This window comes from Actinophytocola xanthii (assembly GCF_001921205.1).
Lineage (GTDB): Bacteria > Actinomycetota > Actinomycetes > Mycobacteriales > Pseudonocardiaceae > Actinophytocola > Actinophytocola xanthii.
Genome location: NZ_MSIE01000002.1, coordinates 183,272 through 201,621, shown reverse-complemented (window position 1 = coordinate 201,621; position 18,350 = coordinate 183,272). Strand labels below are relative to the sequence as shown.

Here is an 18,350-nt window from a genome sequence, read left to right as displayed (position 1 = left end):
ATGTCTCAGTGCGGGACGGGGTGACGACGCTCCAACGCCGCTCCCTCCACGTCGACGTTCGGCAGCGCCCGGTCCAGCCAGCGCGGCAGCCACCACGCCGAGGCGCCGAGCAGGTGCATGAGCGCGGGCATCAGGAGGAGCCTGACCACGAACGCGTCGAGCAGCACGCCGACGGCCAGGCCGAAGCCGACCGACCGGATGATGTTCGAGTCGGAGAACACGAACCCGCCGAACACCGACACCATGATCAGCGCCGCCGCGATGACGACCGACCGACCGGCGCGGAACCCCTGGGCGACGGCGAGCCGGGCGGGTGAGCCGTGGACGAAGGCCTCGCGCATTCCGGTCGCCAGAAACAGCTGGTAGTCCATGGCGAGTCCGAAGAGGATGCCGACGAGGAGCACCGGCAGGAAGCTCAGGATCGGCCCCGGCGTGGAGACCCCGAACACCGAGCCGAGCCAGCCCCACTGGAACACCGCGACGGTGGCGCCGTAGGTCGCCAGCAGCGACAGGACGAAGCCGCCGGTTGCGACGAGCGGCACGAGGATCGAGCGGAACACCACGATCATGATCAGCAGCGACAGACCGACGACGACCGCGAGGTAGACCGGCAGCACGTCGGCCAGGTTCTCCGAGATGTCGATGTTGATCGCCGCCTGCCCGGCCACGCCGAGCTCGGTACCCGCCAACGAGGTGCCGTCCAGCACGTCCGGGGCACGCAGGTCCCGCACGAGCTGCTCGGTCGATGTCGCGTTCGGGCCCTCGGCCGGCTTCACCTGGAAGGCGGTGAGCCGCCCGTCCTCCGAGACGGCGATCGGTGCGACGGCGTCGACCTCGCCCACCTCGGAGATGGCCCGTGCGATCTCCAGCTGCGCCAGCGTCGTCCGGCCCTCGTCCAGCCCGGCGGGTAGGTCGGCGGTCACGAGCAGGGTGGCGTTGGTGCCCTCGCCGAACGCGTCCGCCGTCAGCTCGTAGGCCCGGTAGGTCGTCGAGTCCACCGGCTCGGACGCCCCGCCCGGCAGCCCGAGGCGCAGCGACAGCGCCGGCAGCGCCACCACCAGCAGCGCCGCGACGCTGACGAGGATCGTCACCACGGCGCGGAGCGTGCTCATGGGGGTGGCCGCGGTGCCGCTGACCGGCTTGGCGGCAAGCCGGGTCCTGGCGCGGTCGCCGAGCACCCGCTGGCCGATGAGCCCGAGGATCGCCGGGGTCAGCGTCACCGCGATGAGCACGGCGACGGCGACGCACACCGCACCGACCGTCCCCATGACGCCGAGGAAACCCACGCCGGTGATGTTGAGTGCCAGCAGAGCGACGATCACCGTCGACCCGGCGAACAGCACGGCGTTGCCCGCCGTGCCGTTGGCGAGCGCCACGGACTCGTCGAGGTCCATGTCGTGGGCGAGCTGCTTGCGGTGGCGGTTGACGATAAACAGCGAGTAGTCGATGCCGACGGCGAGCCCCAGCATGACCCCGAGCACGGGGGTGATCGAGGCCATCTGGACCACGCTCGAGAACGCGAGCGAGGCCAGCACGCCAATGCCGACGCCGACGACCGCCGTCACGATCGGCAGCGCGGCGGCGATCACCGTGCTGAGCATGACGAGCAGCACGATGCAGGCGATCACGAGACCGACGGCCTCGCCGACGCCGAAGACCTCGGGCACGCCCTGGGCGATGTCGGTGGAGTAGTCGACCGAGACGCCGTCGACCGCGTTCCCGTCGAAGAAGTCGACGACGGCCTGCTTGGTCTCCTCGGAGAGTTTCAGGCGCGGCACCGTGAACGCGACGTTGACCACCGCGACCGAGCCGTCGTCGGAGACGAGGCCGATACCGCCGGCGAGGTCGAGCAGCTCGTCCGCGACGTCCAACTGCGCCTGCTGCGCCTCGAGCTGCGGGTTGGTCGCCCCACCGAGCCGCGCCGCCTGCTGCTCGAGCCGCGCCTTGCCACCCTCGACCTGGGCGGCGCGCTGCGCACGCTCCGCCTCGGCCGCGAACGGGTCCACCACGTTCGCGACCTCGGGAAGCTCGTTCCTGGCCCGGGCGACGAGGTCCGCGTAGGCCTGCTTCTGCTCCTCGGTGAACGCACCGCCGTCGTCGGTGTGGATCACCACCAGACCCGAGGCGCCGCTGTAGTCGGGCAGCTCCCGCTCGAGCTCGGCGATCACCGCCGAGGATGCGGTGCCGGGGATGTCGAAGTTGTTCGCCAGGGTGCCGAACCCGAGCCCGAAGCCGCCGCCCGCGACCGCGAACACCCCGACCCAGATGGCGACGACCCGCCACCCGTGCCGGGCGGCCGCCTTGCCGATCCGATACAGCCACTCCGCCACGCGCACTCCCCGTCTTGTTTGGACGCTGACACGATACGTTGTGTCTCGTATTTCGGCGCGCTAGGGTTCGGTTCATGCCGGGGCAGGGGCGGCGCGGCCCCAAACGCAGCGAGGAGGCACGCCTCGCGATCCTCAGGGCCGCTGCCGAGCGCGTCATGGCGCACGGCTACGACCACCTCACGATGGAGGGCGTCGCGGCCGACGCGAGAGTCGGCAAGCAGACCATCTACCGGTGGTGGCCCTCCCGCAGCGCCCTGGTCGCCGACTGCCTCGCCGAACGCCTCCTGCTGGCCGAGCTGTTCGTCCCCGAGGACTCCGGCGACCTCCGCGCCGACGTGACCCGCTGGCTGGACAACATCGTCGGCGTCCTCAGCGCCCCCGGCAACGCGCGCCTGCTGCCCTCGCTGGTGGTCGCCGCCGCCGAGAACACCGACGTCGCCACCCGGCTCAACCACCGGCTCGGCATGTTCGAGATGCTCGGCGAACGGTTCGCCGCCGCCGTCGCCGACGGCCAGCTACCCCCCGCCACCCCCGTCGTCGAGCTCGGCGACGCCCTCATCGGCGCGATCGTCCTCCGTGGGCTGCGCGACGGTGAGCTCGACACCGAGTTCACCCACCGCCTCGTCGACCTCCTGCTGCCACCACCGGACCAACCCCGCCGCTCAGGACCGGATGCCGAAGGATCCCCTGGGGGGCAACGGTGAACGGGTCGCGGTCTGGTCCGTTGTGGGCGGGGTGTCGCCAGCGAAGCGGGTGAGCGCCTCGCCGTGCTCGACCCGTCCGGGAAAGGGGTCACCGGCCGTCCGGCGGGCGAGCTCGGCCAGCGGCAGCTCCACCCGGGACGCGACCAGAACGAGGTTGCCGAACCGGCGTCCCCGCAGCACCGCCGGCTCGGCGAGGACGCACAGGTTCGGGAACACCGCCCGCGCCGTCGCCACCTGCGCCCTGGCGAACGCGAGCGGCGCTCCGTCGGCGATGTTGGCCGTGTAGACACCGGAGGGACCCAGCGCGCGGGCCGCGAGCGACACGTACTCCACCGAGGTCAGCGGTGCCGGCGTTCTGGCGCCGGTGAACACGTCGGTGACGACGAGGTCGAACGCGCCCTCGGGCGCCGCGGCGAGCACGGCACGCGCGTCGCCGGGCTGGATCAGCAGCCGCCACGCGGGGTCCACCGGCAGCCGGGCACGTACCAGGTCGATCAGCGCCGTGTCGATCTCGGCGACCTGTTGGTCGGAGTCCGGCCTGGTGGCGGCGATGTAACGGGGCAGGGTGAGCGCGCCGCCACCCAGGTGCATGACGCGGAGCGGTTCACCGGGGGGCGCGGCGACGTCGGCCACGTGGGCGAGACGTCGCACGTACTCGAACTCGAGCCGGGTCGGGTCCTCGAGGTCTACGTAGGACTGCGGTGTTCCGTTGAGACACAGTGTCCAGGCCTGCGGTACCTCCGGGTCCGGCAGCAGCTCCGCGACACCGGAGTCGACCTCCCGCGTCACGGTCTCGTCCGGACCGTCGAGGGGTGGGCGCGTCATGGCACAGGCGATTCGACGACGTGCTCGCCCTTACCAGGCCCAGCGGAACGCGATGGTGCCCACCAGCAACAACGCGACGGTGAGGATGCTCAGCCAGGCCCACTCGACGACGAACATCCGGGCCGCGCACGCCAGTGTTCCCACGATGAGCACGCCGAGGACGAACGGCGGATGCCGCCGCGCGACCGAGAAAGCGAGCAGCACCAGGTATATGGCCAAGATTATCCACGTCGCCCAGCTCATCGCCCGACGATACAGGCAGGCCCTCAACCCGGTGCCGGGGGAAGCCGGCGCACGACCCGGCCGAGGACGTGGTCGGTGTGGGCCAGGCCGAAGTCCTCGGAGTCCAGGCCGCCGTCGGGGTTGTCCCCCACCAGGTACAGCCGTCCCCTTGGGACCCGCTCGCCGGGTGCGCCGGGGAGCGGGTCGCCGGGGACGGCGGCCACGCGCTTGATCACCCACGGCCGGTCGCGCGGCTCGCGGGCCCGGTCGACGGCCAGGCCGGGCAGCCACGACACGACGACGTCCCCCGCTACGAGCCGGTGTGGCGCCGTCCGCAGGGCGAGTACGCGGTCCCCGTCGCCGTAGGTGGGAGCCATGCTGTGCCCCCGCACCGTCACCACGACGCACCGCCGCACCGCCCAGGTCAGGCCCGCCGCGGCGACCGCGCCGAGCGCGACCCGGACCATCACACCTCCACCCGCGTCTCGTAGCCGCTGGCCTGCAGGCGGAAGAGGCGAGCGTAGGTCCCCTCGGCGCTCATCAGCTCATTGTGGGTGCCGAGCTCGGCCACTCGGCCGTCGACGAGGACCGCGATCCGGTCGGCGTCGCGGACCGAGCCCAGCCGGTGGGAGATCAGGACGCTGGTCCGCCCGGCGCGGTGCGCGGTGAGCTCGCGGTGGATGGCGTGCTCGGCCTCGGCGTCCAGTCCGGACGCCGGCTCGTCGAGGATGAGCAGGTCCCGCCGGTCCCGCAGGAACGCACGTGCCAGCGCGATCCGCTGCCACTGCCCTCCGGACAGGAGTACGCCGGTCTCCGGGTTCGCCTTGTCCTCCTCGTCGAAGAAGATCCGCGACAGCAGGGTGCGGTAGCCGCGGGGCAGGCCCTCGACCAGGTCGTGGACACCGGCCCGCCGCGCGGCCCGCACCACCTCGTCGGCTCCGGCCCCGCCGAGCGCGTTCCCGCCGTCGACTCCGCCCAGCTCGATGTTCTCCCGCGCGCTCAGCTCGTAGCACATGAAGTCCTGGAACACCGCGCTGATCCGACACCGCAGGTCGGCGACGGGCAGCTCGCGCAGGTCCACTCCGTCCCACAGCACGGCTCCGCGGGTGGGGTCGTAGAACCGGCACAGCAGCTTGACCAGGGTGCTCTTGCCCGCACCGTTGTGGCCGACCAGCGCGACCGACTGTCCGAAGGGGATGGTGAGGTCGACGCCCCGGAGCACCCAGGGATGCTCGTCGCCGTAGCGGAACCAGACGTCGCGCAGCTCGATGCCCCGCCCCAGCTGGCGCACCTCGACCGGCCGGGCCGGCGCGGGCAGGTCCGGTTCCGCGCCGGTCACCGCGCGGTAGTGCTCGAACATCAGCAGGGCGTTGTGCGTCGTGGCGACGCGGTCCACCAGGACGCCGAGCGCGGCCTGTACGCCGGCGACGGCGGCGACGAACACCGCCACGTCGCCGACGGTCAGCGTCCCGGCCCCGGCGGCGAGCACCGCCCACACCAGGCCGCCGCCCGCGACCAGCGCGCTGAGCAGCCCGAGCGCGCCCTGGGTCACGAGGTCGCGACGGTCCAGTGCGCGCAGCGACGTGTTGGCGGACCCGAGCTCGGCGAGCATCCGCCCGCGGAACAGCGGCCCGAGGCCGAACAACCGGGCCTCCTTGGCCGCCTCCAGACTGGTGAGCAGGTTCGCGTAGAAGAACTCCCTCCGCTCGGCCGGGGTGATGCCCTTCAGGACCTCGGCGCGTCGCCTGCTCAGCCGCAGCTCCATCACCAGCGCCGGACCACCGGCGGCCACCGCGACGAGCACCATCAGCGGGCTCACCGTGGCGAGGGCCGCCGTGAAGCCCACCAGGGTGATCGCCGACTGGGCGACCCCGAGCACGCCGTCGACCGCCGCACCCGGCCCGTTGCGGCTGTGCTCCTGGGCCATCCGCAACCGGTCCTGGAAGGCGGGGTCCTCCAGCCGGGAAAGGCCGGCGAGCCGGCCGGTGGCGGTGTACAGCCGCTCGCGGGTGAGCAGGCCGACCCGCCGGCCGAGCTCCTGCTGCAGGTACTTCGCGAGCTGGGCGACCAGGGCGAGCAGGACGCCCGCGGCGGCGAGCGCGACCGCGAGCGCGATCAGGCCGCCGTCCGCGCCGGCGGCGACCCGGTCGAGCACGAGTTTGGTCAACCAGGCCACGGCCACCGGGACGAACCCGCTGAGCACGCTGGTGGCCACGTACCCCCACAACACTCCGGGCGCGGCGCGCCAGGCGAGCGCCAGCGCGTCGACAACGGAGGAGGTCATACGGTACTGAGCTTGGGCAGCGCGACCAGCTCGTACCCGCTCCCGACGATCACCCCGTCCGCGTCGACCACGGCCATGGCGGGCATCCCCCTGACCCGCAACGCTGTCGCGAGTGGACCCTCGGCCGGTTCCACCGCGACCTCGGCGACCGGCCGCAGCCGGGCGACGATGTCCTCGACGTCCTCGTGCGCGCCGACAGCCACGCCGAGCACCCGCCCGTCGAACGCCCGCGCGTAGTCGACGAACCCGGGCAGGCGCTCCACGCAGGCGCGGCAGGTCGGAGAGAAGAAGCCGACCAGCAGCGGCCCCTGCTCGGGGACGGGCGCGCCGTCCACCGTGGTGGCCCGCAGCTCCGGCAGGCGCGTCCCGGTGGGCAGCATGAAGTCCGCGACCCGGTCACCGCTCTCCAGAGCCTGGCTGATCAGCGCCGAGTGCTCGCGCAGCCGCCGCACCACGCCGAGGGTGAGCACGAGGTCGACGACGACCAGCGCGCCGACCAGAACCAGTGCGGCGACGAGGAATCCCATACGAGTCCTATCGGGTGCGTGTCGCCGGGGACGGCGAGCCGAACAACATGACCAGGTCGTCGAAGCGGATGACCAGCGTCGCGAACACCGCGCCCGCGACGACGGCGAGCGCGACGCCCACCGGGGCGTAGCCGCCGGCCGGCGTGAACGGGCCGACCACCGCCAGCGCGAGGAGCAGGAGGTTGCGCACGACGTGGGCGACACCGAGGGGAACCTCGCTCGCCCCGAAGCAGTGGCACGGCACGCGTTCGCCGCGCCGTACCATCAGTCCTATCGCGACGGTGAATGACGTGAGGAGTGCCGCCGCCGCCAGGAATCCCAGGGCCAGCACCAGTCCCCCAGCACCAGCGAGCGCCAGCACGAGTCCTCCGGCGAGCGCGGCGACGATGACCAGCTCGGCCACCGCCACCGCACGCGCGGTTCGGACGCGCCATTGCCGGGGCAGGACGTCCAGAGGACCGGCCGAGGCGGCGAACACCCGGAACCGCTCTCTGCCGACCTTGTCCCTCGCCGACACCGCGAACACGCCGACGAGCGCGACGGCGCATGCCAGTCCCAGATAACTCATCGCCTCAGGTCAGCAGATGGACGATGCGCACTTCCCACACGGAGAGCTGTTCGTCACGCGGTACGAGTCGTAACCCGCGATGCAGCCGCAGTAGATACCGGTGCAACCCGGCATCGCCGCGGATGCCTCCACCTTCGGCACCAGCCGGGTGAGGAGTCGATCACCGAGCTTCTCGAGCGTCTTCAGTGACTTGCGCACATGAACTCCCAACGCCGGGTGAACAGCCAACGCTCATCGTGCGCCAATGCAAACGGACTGTCAACGGCTGATTACGGGCATGGGCGGCGGGTGCCGCGGGCGGGCAACCCACGGCACCCGCCCCACCTCAGGGCATCGTCCACTTCTGGTTGGCCGCGGCGGTGCACGGCGCGATGACCAGCTGGGTGCCGTCGGCGGTCGCGCCGCCGAGCGGTGTCAGGCACTTGCCCGACTGCGGGTTGCGCAGTGTTCCGTCGGCCTGGGCCGACCAGTTCTGCGCTCCGCTTCCGTTGCAGGTCCACAGTTGTACGCGGGTGTTGTCCGCTGTGGCACCGCCCGCGACGTCCATGCACTTGCCGAGCGCACGCAGCGTCGAGCCGGACACCGTCCAGTTCTGCGCGCCGGTTCCGTTGCAGGTGTACAGCTGGATCTTCGTGCCGTCCGCCGTGCCGGACCCGGAGACGTCGACGCACTTGCCGCCGCCACGGATCGGACCGACGCCCGGGTTCGGGTTCGACCCGCCGAGCTCCTTGATCCGGATGGACCGGAACGACACGTCGTCGCCGGTGCCGTGGTTCTGGATCCCGATGTGGCCGGCGAGGGACCGGGCCGGGACGGTGTTGGTGAAGTCGTTGATCTTCACCCCGTTCAGGAACACCTGCAGGCGTTCGCCCTCGACGAGCAGCTCGAAGGTGTTCCACTCCCCCGGCGGGTTCAGTGCGGCGTCCCGGGCGGCGAGGTCGGCGGACTTGAAGCCGTACACCGAGCCGGTCGTGCGGTCCGCCGCGTCGGTCGCGTCGATCTGCACCTCGTACCCGTTGTCCACCGCGGAGTTCGGGTCGCCGCTGGGCGGGAACCCGATGAACACCCCGGAGTTGTCGTCACCGGCCATGCGCCAGTCCAGCTTCAGCGAGTACGACTGGAACTCCTTGGCGCTGTACCAGAACAGCCCCATGCCGCCGACCGACGTGAGCGTCGCCTCGGAGTTGGTGAAGCTGCCGGGGCCGGCCTGCGACCACCCGGAGGTGGACCCGTCATAGAGAGCGGTGTACCCGGTCTCCGGGCGGCAGTCGGCCTTGCTCCGGCCGGCGGTGTACCGAAGCCCGCCGAGCAGCATCGAACGGAACGCGGGTTCGCCGTAGCTCGCCTGGGTGTGGCCGTTGCCGGTGTAGAACGACCGTCCGCCCTGGTAGGTCTTGCACCAGGTGTGCGGGTGGTCGGCACCCATGGTGCCGCCGGAGTACGTCGACTCGTCCAGCGTGGCCAGCACCCGCGCGCTGCCGCGGGGGTTGGTCCGGTAGTTGTACAGCTCGTCGGTCCGGACCCAGCTCTGACCGAGGTGCGCTGTCGCGGCGTGGGCGCGGTTCTCCACGCGTTCGGTCACCTGCTGGATGGCGGGGTGCGACGAGAAGTACGCGCCGACCAGCTCGCCGTAGAACGGCCAGTCGTACTCGGTGTCCGCGGCGGCGTGCACGCCGACATAGCCCTTGCCCGACCGGATGTAGGACTCGAACGCGGTCTGCTGGACGGCGTTGAGCACGTCGCCGGTCGTGTTGAGGAAGACCACGGTCTCGTACTGGGCGAGGTTGTCGGTGGTGAACGCGTTGGCGTCCTCGGTGGCGGTCACGGTGAAGTTGTTGACGGCACCCAGCTCGCGGATGGTCTGGATGCCCACCGGGATCGCGTCGTGGCGAAAGCCGGCGGTCTTGGAGAAGACCAGCACGTCGTACGGGGCGTCGGCGGCGCTGGCGGCCGAGCCGCCGGTGCAGGCCATGATCGTCGCGGTGGCCGCCGCGACCGCGAGGATCGATCGAACCGTGTGTCTCATCTCGTGTCCTCTCACGGGAGGGTGAAGCGCTGGGTCGCGGCGGTCGTGCAGGTGGAGATCACCAGTTGGGTGCCGTCGGCCGTGCCGCCGCCGGACGGCGTGAGGCACCTGCCCGACTGCGGGTTGCGCAGGGTGCCGTCGGCGTTCGCCGCCCAGCTCTGCGCGCCGGAGTCGTTGCAGGTCCACAGCTGCACCACCGTTCCGTCCCCGGTGCCGCCGCCGGCGACGTCCAGGCACTTGCCGAGCGCGCGCAGGGAGGAGCCGGTGACCGTCCACGACTGCGCGGCGGTTCCGTTGCAGGTGTACAGCTGGACCTTGGTGCCGTCCGCGGTGCCGGCACCGGCCACGTCGACACACTTCCCGCTGCCCCGGATCGGCCCCTGCCCGCCGGCCGCCGTCCTCGAGAAGGTGAACGCGTCGAGGTCGAACAGGGCTCCGGCACCACCGGAGAAGGTGAGGTACAGCGTCGTGGTGCCGGCTGGCACGCTGGTGAGGTTTGCCGCCACGTCGACGAAGGTCTCCCAGCCGCCGGTGTTGGGCACCGCCACCGACCCGAGCACGGTGCCGGTCGCCGAGCCGGCCCGGACGCTCAGCGTGCCGCCCACCCCGCCGGAGGACACCCGCGCGGAGACCCGCGTGACACCGCCGAGCGCGTAGGGCTGGAACGCGATCCAGTCACCGTTGTTGATGTCGCCGACGGTCCGGCCGCCCTCCGCGCCGGTCTTGGTGATCAACGTTGTGCCCGACTGGCTGCTGTAGTGCTCCGCCTGCCGGTGGGCCGGCTGCAGCCTGTTCTGGGCGTGGGTGGTCAGCGCGGGCTGGCCGTTGGCGCCGCCGTCGGTGTACTCGGCGTCGAACACCCCGTACAGGTTCGCCGCGGTGTCGTGCTCGCCGTCGACCGGGATGGTCAGGGTGCCCGAGCAGCCGGTCTTGGACGTGATGGCGTGGCCGTGGCTGTCGTGGCCGAGTACGTAGGTCAGCTTGACCCTCGCGCAGTCGATCGTGCCGTCCTCCGGGTCGGACACCGTGATCGTGTACGGGATCGTGTCGCCGAAGTTGAACGTCGTCCCGTCGATCGGGGTGCTCAGCGTGACGCTCGGGGCGGTGTTGCCGACCGTCACGACGATGCTGGCGTTGCCGGTCCGACCGGCCGGGTCGGTGACGGTGAGCGTCACCGTGCGCTGGCCGTTGGTCGAGTAGGTCTTGGTCGGGTTGGCGGCGGTCGACGTGGTCCCGTCGCCGAAGTTCCACAAGTAGCTGAGCGCACCGCCCTCCGGGTCCGACGAGCCGGCCGAGCTGAAGTTCACGGTCAGCGGCGCGGCGCCGGAGGTCCGGTTGGCGGAGGCCTTCGCCGTGGGCGCCTGGTTTCCGGCCGGGCTGTACTCGATGCGGTAGAGGGCGGAGTTGGCGTCGCCGCCGAAGCTGCCCGTGCCGTAGTCCAGCACGTACAGCGCACCGTCCGGCCCGAACGCCATGTCCATGACCTGGGTGCCGGTCCACGGGAACGGGTCGATCTGCCCGGCGGTGCCGTCGCTGTTGACGTGCGCCGTGCGCAGCCACCGGCGGCCGTACTCGCCGAGGAAGACGTGTCCGTCCAAGACGGCGGGGAACTTGACCGAGGAGTTCAGGTTCGCGTCGTAGCGGTAGACCGGGCCGCCCATCGGCGACTCCGAGCCACAGCCGAACGCGGCGACCGAGCAGCCGTCGTAGGGGATCCACGCCGCCCGCGCGGGCGGGAGGTTCGTCAGGCCGGTGTTCCTCGGGGAGTTGTTGACCGGCGCCGCGCAGTTGTAGCGCGCGCCCGAGGGCCCGTTCGGGAACGTGTACTCGACGTAGGTCTCGTTCGTCGTGTTCGCGCCCGTGCAGTAGGGCCACCCGTAGTTGCCCGCGGAGGCGATGCGGTTGAACTCCACCTGTCCGCCGGGACCGCGGCTCGCGCTGGCCGCCCCGGCGTCCGGTCCGTAGTCCCCGAGGTAGACGACCCCGGTCGCCTTGTCCACGCTCATCCGGAACGGGTTGCGGAAGCCCATCGCGTAGATCTCCGGCCGGGTCTGCGCGGTGCCCGGCGGGAACAGGTTGCCCGCCGGGATCGAGTACGAGCCGTTCGCGTTCACCTTGATCCGCAGCACCTTGCCGCGCAGGTCGTTGGTGTTGGCCGAGCTGCGCTGGGCGTCGTAGGCCGGGTTGCGGTCGGCCCGCTCGTCGATCGGCGTGTAACCGCTGGACTCGAACGGGTTGGTGTCGTCGCCGGTGGACAGGTAGAGGTTGCCCGCGGCGTCGAAGTCGATGTCCCCGCCGACGTGGCAGCACATGCCCCGGCTCGCCGGCACGTCCAGCACGGTGACCTGACTGGCCGTGTTGAGCGTGTAGTCGGCGTTGAGGGTGAAGCGGGACAACCGGTTCACGCCGTTCCAGGCCGAGAAGTCGGTGCCGCCCGCGGGTGCGTCGCCGCCCGGGGTGGACAGCGGCGGCGCGTAGTAGAGGTAGATGAAGCGGTTGGTGGCGAAGCCGGGGTCGACGCCGACGCCTTGCAGGCCCTCCTCGTCGTGTGAGTACACGGCCAGCGTCCCGATCACCGAGGTGGTGCCGGAGGCGTCGGTGCGGCGCAGCGTGCCGTTGCGGGCGGTGTGCAGGACCGACCGGTCCGGCAGCACGGCGAGCGACATCGGCTCGCCCATCTCGCCGACGCCCCTGGCGAGCTCCACCTGGTGGTAGTCGGCGGCGTTCACCGGGTGGGCCCCGGCGCTGGTCGTGGTGAGGACGGTCATGACGCCGGTGACGAGCAGACCGGCGCAGGCAGCAGCGCGCCACCTGGGGATTCTTGCCATGGTGGTCCCGTTCCTTTGGTCGAGATCGCAGGGTTAAGGATGCGGACGTGAGCCAGATCATATGTCTACTTTCATCGAAAGAGTGCATGTTTCCAGCGAAAGTTTGCATATTTTCATCGATAGCGGTGGCTATCGAGCCGCGTCGCCGGACCGCCGCTCCCGGGGCATGATCAGCGTGAACACGGCCCCGTCGGCGTGGTGAACCTCCAGGCTGGCGCCGTGGGCGAGCGCGTTCTCGCGGGCTATGGCCAGGCCCAGGCCGTTGCCTTCGGTGGCCGCTCGGGAACGGTCGCCGCGGACGAAGCGGTCGAAGAGGATCGGGGCCAGGTCGGGCGGGACACCCGGGCCGGAGTCGGCGACCCGGAGGACCACCCGCTCCCCCTCGGTGCCGTCGATGGTGACGGTGATCGGCTCGGCGCCGTGGTGCATGGCGTTGGCGAGCAGGTTGCAGGCGATCGTGTGCAGACGACGAGGATCGGCGGTCACGGTGGACTCGCCCGTTGAGCGCAGCTCGGCCCGCACCCCGGTCACGGCGATCGCGTCCTCGAGCAGCGCGTGCAGGTCGACCGGTTCCGGACGGAGGTCGGCGGCACCGGCGTCGAACCGCGAGATCTCCAGCAGGTCCTCGACTAGCTTGGCCAGCCTGCGTGACTGGGTGCCGAGCAGCCGCGCCGACCGGGAACGGGTCTCGGCGTCGGCCTCGTCGAGGCTGTCCACCACCGCGATCATCGCCGCCACCGGGGTGCGCAGGTCGTGGGTGACGTTGGCGATGAACTGGCGCTGCTGGCGGTCCTTCGCGGTCAGCTCCTCGATGGACTCGCCCAGCCGCCCGGCCATCGTGTTGAACGAGCGGGTGAGGTCGGCGAGCTCGTCGCGTCCCCGGACCGGGAGCCGGACGCCCAGCTCACCCTGTCCCAGCCGGCGGGCCGCGGCGGCGACGCGGCGCACGGGGTGCTGGATCGCCTGCGCGGCGAGCAGCGCCGCCACCAGCCCCACGGCCGCCACCACCACCGCGATCAGCACGAGATCGCGCCGCAGCGTCTCCAGCTCACGCCTGATCCCGTCCAGGTCGTAGAACTCGACCAGCACGATGTCGCTGCCCAGGTAGGCGGCGAACGCCAGCACCGACGCCGGCTCCGCGGGGAGCACGGCCCGCGGCATGCCGCCGCGGCGTGCCTCGTCGACCAGGCTCGCCGGAAGCTCCCGGACCCGGTTCAGCGGCCTGCCGTACGACGAGTCCAGGTCGCTGGTCGCGGTGGCGCCGCTCATCGGGTAGACGCCGCGCACCGGAGCCGCGACACCCTGCCCGAAGTCGAACAGCGCCCAGTCGATGCCGCGCCTGCCCCGCATGTAGGCGACCGTGGACGGCAGCGGGTCGCCGCTCTGCCGCAGGCGCGCCTGGTCAAGGTCGGAGGCGAAACCCACGGTGGCCGCAGCGGTGAACCGGCCCTCGATCGATTCGGCCTGCAGCCGGTAGGCGGCGACCGCCACCGCTGTCGCCGTCGCGGTGGTGATGAGCACGATGACCAGCGTGATCCGGGCACGCAGGCCCAGGTAGGACCTCACGGGGGCGTCAGGCGGTAGCCGAGCCCGCGCACGGTCCGCAGCAGCGCCGGGTTGGCCGGGTCGTCCTCGACCTTGGCTCGCAGCCGGGCCACCGTGGCGTCGACGATGCGGGAGTCACCGACGTAGCCGTACTCCCACACCCGCTTGAGCAGCGCCTGGCGGCTGAGCACCTGGTTGGGGTGCCGGGCGAACTCGATGAGCAGGCGCAGCTCGGTGGCGGTGAGGCGCACCTCCGCGCCGTCCCTGGTCACCAGCATCGCGGCGGGGTCGACGGCGAGCGTCCCGAAGCGCAGCGCGGGTTCGGCGGCCGGCGCGGCCACCCTGCGCAGCACGGCCTTCATTCGCGCGTCGAGGATCCGCGGCTCGCTCGGCTTGACCACGTAGTCGTCGGCACCGCCCTCCAGCCCGACGACCACGTCCACGGCGTCGCCGCGGGCGGTCAGCATCAGCACCGGCACCATGCTTTTGGCCCGGATGCGGCGGCAGACCTCGAAGCCGTCCAGATCGGGCAGCATCACGTCCAGCAGCACCACGTCCACGGCCGGACCGGGGCCGAACACCGCCGTAAGCGCGTCCTCGCCGGTGCCGGCGACCTGAATCCGGTGGCCGAGCCCGCCGAGCCCGAGTGCCAGCGCCTCGGCCAGCGCGTCGTCATCCTCGACCAGGAGAACCAGCGCCATGAGCGCACCTTAGCGTTGTGGCGATCTTGTCGACGAACGCGCACGGAACGGTCACGACAATCGAACATTTCGCGGCCAGGGTCGGGGTCATGAGACGACTGAAATGGCCAGTGGGCTCCGCCGTGCTCGCGGCGGCGCTCGCGTTCGCCCTGTTCGGCCCGCCCGGTGGCACCGCGTCGCAGGCCGCACCCGACGAGGGGCCGGTGTCGGCATCGGAGAGCTGGGTCACGCTGGTCACCGGTGACCGGGTCGCCGCGCGCACCGTCGGCGGCCGGACCAGCGTTCGGGTCGAACCGGCCCTGCGCGGGAAACCCATCCCCTTCCAGGAGTTCACCCGCGACGGCGACACCTACCTCCTCCCCGCGGACGCGGGCCGCCTGGTGAGCTCGGGCCTGCTCGACGAGGAGCTGTTCAACATCACCGGCCTGCTCCGGCAGGGCTACGGCGACGCCGACACGAAGACCCTGCCGCTGCTCGTGCAGCACACCGACGGCGCGGCCGCCTCCCGCGCCGCGGCGCCCGAGGGCACCACGCTCCGCCGCTCGCTGCCGAACCTCGCCATGACCGCCCTCGACGAGCGCAAGACCGACGCGACGCGGTTCTGGAACACGCTCACCGCCGACCGGCAGGCGCGGCGGCCGGCTGTGCGAAAGGTCTGGCTGAACGGCCGGATGCGGGCCAGCCTCGACCAGAGCGTGCGGCAGATCGGCGCGCCGACCGCGTGGGCGGCCGGGCTGACCGGCCGGGACGTGCGGGTCGCGGTGCTGGACACCGGCATCGACACCGACCACCCCGACCTGGCGGGCAAGGTCGAGGCGAGCAAGGACTTCTCCGGCAAGGGATCCGTGGAGGACGGTGACGGGCACGGCACCCACGTCGCCTCGACGATCGCCGGTTCGGGTGCGGCGTCGGAGGGCAGGTACAAGGGCGTCGCGCCGGACGCGAGGCTCGCCATCGGCAAGGTGCTCGGCGACGACGGCTCCGGCGGCTTCGATGCCATCCTCGCCGGTATGACCTGGGCGGCCGCCGAGGCGGACGCGAAGGTCGTCAACATGAGCCTCGGCGGTATCCCCGGCAGCGACGGCACGGACCCGGTCTCCCAGGCGCTGAACACCCTGACCCGGGAGCACGGCACGCTGTTCGTCGTCGCCACCGGCAACATGGCCCGCGACGGTTCGGTTGCCGCGCCCGCGGCCGCCGACGCCGCGTTGAGCGTCGGCAGCGTGTCCAAGCAGGACGTCCCGAGCCATTTCACCAGCAGGGGTCCCCGCGGCGGCGACGGCGCGGTCAAGCCGGAGATCGCGGCGCCGGGAGAGGGCATCGTGGCCGCGCGACCCGACGGTGTCCCGGACCACGGCCAGCCCGTCGGCGACGCCTACCAGGGCATGTCCGGCACGTCGATGGCCTCGCCGCACGTGGCGGGCGCGGCGGCGATCCTGGCCCAGCGCCACCCCGACTGGGCGCCCGACCGGCTGAAGGACGCGCTGGTGAGCAGCGCCGCCGCGATCGACGGCGCCGGTCCGTTCGCGGTGGGGACCGGCCGGGTGGACCTCACCCGCGCCACCACGGCGCCGGTCGTCGCGACCGGTGCCGTCTCGACCTACCTGCCCTGGCCCAACCAGGGCGCGCAGAAGAAGCAGACGGTCACCTGGCGCAACGCCGGCACCGAGCCGGTCACGCTCGACCTGCGTGCCGATGTCCCCGACGCACCCGACGGGTTGCTCGCGCTGTCGGCCTCACGGGTCACCGTGCCCGCGAGCGGCGAAGCGTCGGTCGAGCTGACCGCCACCGCCGGGGACAAGCCGGGCACCTACGGCGGGGTGCTCACCGCCTCCGGCGGTTCGGTCACGACCCGCACCGCGCTGTCGGTGCGCCAGGAGGGGCCGATGTACACCCTCACCGTCGACGCGATCGACCGGAACGGAAAACCGGCCGTCTCGGACGCCTTCTCGGTATCGCTGCTCAACCTGGACACCGGCGACGGGATCGGCATAGGGGCTGGGCCGCTTCGACTGCCGACGGGCCGCTACGCGCTGAGAACCGTGATCGAGACGGCGCGACCGGGGCAGGAGCCGTCGTACAGCATGATCAGCCATCCCGAGCTGCACCTGGACCGGGACCTCACCCAGACGTTCGACGCACGTGCCGGCAAGCGGTTCTCGGTGGAGCCCGACAATCCCGCGGCGAACGGCGGTAGCCTGAAAATCTCGGCTCTCGCCAAGATTTCCTCGTGTGACTGCACGAGTTCCAGCTATCTCGAGGTGGACCCGCGCTTCCACGAGACGTACGCGGCGACGGTGCCCGGCACCAGCTCGGCCAACTTCGCCATGGCACAGCAGAGGACCGCCACCGAGCCGGCTCTGGAGCTCACGGCGGACGACGGGCAGCGGTTCGCGGTCCGCGTGGGCTGGATACAGCCTTCGGACGACGCCGAGAACCTGACACTCCCGGTCGCCTACGGCGGCGGCGGTACGCCCGAAGAGCTTGGCGAGATCGACGCCGAGGGTCGGCTGGTGGTCCTCGAGATGCCGCTCGGTACCTCCTTTGACGAGCTGGGCAAGCGCATCGCCAACGTCAAGGCGGCCGGCGGCCGGCTCGTCCTGCTGAGCCCTCTCGCCGAGACCTCCGCCCAGGTCCGCAGCCGCGCGGGTGTCAATTTCGCGCTGCCGACCCTGGAAGGCTACGTCGGGGGGACAACGGCCCGGTTCGTCGCCTACGCCAGGACCGACGGCGCGACGGCGTCCTACGTCAACCGCCCCGTCACCGACCTCCGCTACGAGCTGGGCTACGGGGTCGAGCGGCAGGTCACCGCCGAGCAGGTGTTCCGACCCAGGACCCGCGACCTCGCGGCGGTGCGCACGGCCTACCACGAGAGCGCCCCCGACCGCTTTGCCTCCTACCTCGCGGGCTGGGAGTTCTTCGGCCGTCCCGTCGGCAGCAACTATCCCAAGCTCGTGGTTACCGGGCAGGAGCGGGTGGAGTACTTCACCCCCGGGACCTGGACGCTGGACTGGTCCGCGGCCAGGCGCGGCTACCTGACCGACACCGTGACGTTCGCCGCCGGCCGGCGGAACCGGATCGTGTGGAACAAGGCTGTGGTCGGGCCGTCACTTCGCGGCATCGGCCAGCCCTACCCCAACGAGGGACCTCGCCCGTGGGTCTGGCGCAAGGACGACGTGTTCGACCTGGCGTTGGCGATGCACGGCGACGGGGCCGGAAGACCGCGCCTGCTGAGCGACTTCGTCTTCGCGGAGGTGAGCGGGTCGATCAGCCTGTACCGCGACGGCGAGCTGGTGGCGACCGTGCAGAACCCGGGGTTGGCACGGATCCCGGTACCCGGCGAGGACGGCGCCTACCGCCTGGTCACGGAGAACACGATCGCGGCCGAACACTGGCCACTGTCGACGAAGGTGTCGGCGGAGTGGACGTTCCGCTCCTCCTCGGCCGCCGACGCGAAGCCGTTGCCACTGCTGACCGCGCGTTTCGACCCGGCGGTGGACCTCCGCAACCGAGCACCGGGCGGCAAGGCGTTCACCTTCCCCGCCCACGTCGAACGCGCCGACGGCGAACCCACGGTCCGGGACCTCAACGTCGAGGTGTCCTATGACGACGGGCAGACATGGCAGCGGGCCGCGACCCGCTCCCGCGACGGCCACTGGACGGTGACCGTGCGCCACCCGGCGACCGGCTACGCCTCCCTGCGTGCCACGGCGACCGACACCAACGGCAACACGGTGCGGCAGACGGTCGTGCGGGCGTACCAGATCGGTAGCTGAGCGGGTCGGGGACG

The 18,350-nt window shown here is 71.7% G+C and carries 13 protein-coding genes; 2 read left to right on the top strand and 11 right to left on the bottom strand.

The window, feature by feature from the left end:
- Positions 1 to 5 precede the first annotated feature (5 nt).
- Positions 6 to 2,330: an MMPL family transporter gene (locus tag BU204_RS02530; protein ID WP_075123850.1), complete on the bottom strand. Its 2,325-nt coding sequence runs from the start codon at positions 2,328 to 2,330 to the stop codon at positions 6 to 8.
- A gap of 74 nt (positions 2,331 to 2,404) precedes the next feature.
- Here BU204_RS02530 and BU204_RS02525 point away from each other — a divergent pair, with 74 nt between their 5' ends.
- Positions 2,405 to 3,034, top strand: a complete 630-nt coding sequence (locus BU204_RS02525) for a TetR/AcrR family transcriptional regulator (RefSeq protein WP_075123849.1) — start codon at positions 2,405 to 2,407, stop codon at positions 3,032 to 3,034.
- Here BU204_RS02525 and BU204_RS02520 read toward each other — a convergent pair.
- From BU204_RS02520 to BU204_RS02480, 10 genes are all read right to left on the bottom strand, one after another.
- On the bottom strand, positions 2,993 to 3,859 hold the full coding sequence (locus tag BU204_RS02520) for a spermidine synthase (RefSeq protein WP_075123848.1): 867 nt from the start codon (positions 3,857 to 3,859) through the stop codon (positions 2,993 to 2,995). The two genes, BU204_RS02525 and BU204_RS02520, sit on opposite strands and share 42 nt — an antisense overlap.
- Before the next feature lie 30 nt (positions 3,860 to 3,889).
- Positions 3,890 to 4,102 (bottom strand): DUF4175 domain-containing protein, encoded by a 213-nt coding sequence (locus tag BU204_RS38820; protein ID WP_143229265.1) that lies wholly within the window; start codon positions 4,100 to 4,102, stop codon positions 3,890 to 3,892.
- Positions 4,103 to 4,125: 23 nt separating this feature from the next.
- Positions 4,126 to 4,548, bottom strand: a complete 423-nt coding sequence (locus BU204_RS02515) for a S26 family signal peptidase (RefSeq protein ID WP_075123847.1) — start codon at positions 4,546 to 4,548, stop codon at positions 4,126 to 4,128.
- Entirely contained in the window at positions 4,548 to 6,365 is a 1,818-nt protein-coding gene (locus BU204_RS02510) for an ABC transporter ATP-binding protein (protein ID WP_075123846.1), read from the bottom strand. Before BU204_RS02510 ends, BU204_RS02515 begins: the two co-directional genes overlap by 1 nt.
- Positions 6,362 to 6,892 (bottom strand): TlpA family protein disulfide reductase, encoded by a 531-nt coding sequence (locus tag BU204_RS02505; protein ID WP_075123845.1) that lies wholly within the window; start codon positions 6,890 to 6,892, stop codon positions 6,362 to 6,364. The genes BU204_RS02510 and BU204_RS02505 overlap by 4 nt, the downstream gene beginning before the upstream one ends.
- A 7-nt stretch (positions 6,893 to 6,899) precedes the next feature.
- Positions 6,900 to 7,460: a MauE/DoxX family redox-associated membrane protein gene (locus BU204_RS02500; RefSeq protein ID WP_075123844.1), complete on the bottom strand. Its 561-nt coding sequence runs from the start codon at positions 7,458 to 7,460 to the stop codon at positions 6,900 to 6,902.
- A 325-nt stretch (positions 7,461 to 7,785) separates the two neighbouring features.
- Positions 7,786 to 9,486, bottom strand: a complete 1,701-nt coding sequence (locus BU204_RS02495) for a ThuA domain-containing protein (protein ID WP_075123843.1) — start codon at positions 9,484 to 9,486, stop codon at positions 7,786 to 7,788.
- Positions 9,487 to 9,497: 11 nt separating this feature from the next.
- Positions 9,498 to 12,314 carry a PQQ-dependent sugar dehydrogenase gene (locus BU204_RS02490; RefSeq protein WP_075123842.1) on the bottom strand — a complete coding sequence of 939 codons (2,817 nt, stop codon included), beginning with the start codon at positions 12,312 to 12,314 and terminating at the stop codon, positions 9,498 to 9,500.
- 129 nt (positions 12,315 to 12,443) lie between these two features.
- A complete protein-coding gene (locus BU204_RS02485) occupies positions 12,444 to 13,880 on the bottom strand; it encodes a sensor histidine kinase (protein ID WP_075123841.1) in 1,437 nt (478 codons plus the stop codon).
- On the bottom strand, positions 13,877 to 14,560 hold the full coding sequence (locus BU204_RS02480) for a response regulator transcription factor (protein ID WP_075123840.1): 684 nt from the start codon (positions 14,558 to 14,560) through the stop codon (positions 13,877 to 13,879). The genes BU204_RS02485 and BU204_RS02480 overlap by 4 nt, the downstream gene beginning before the upstream one ends.
- Positions 14,561 to 14,649: 89 nt before the next feature.
- On the opposite strand from BU204_RS02480, the gene BU204_RS02475 reads away from it, so the two are divergent.
- A complete protein-coding gene (locus BU204_RS02475; protein ID WP_143229264.1) occupies positions 14,650 to 18,336 on the top strand; it encodes a S8 family serine peptidase in 3,687 nt (1,228 codons plus the stop codon).
- The last annotated feature ends 14 nt before the right edge of the window (positions 18,337 to 18,350 follow it).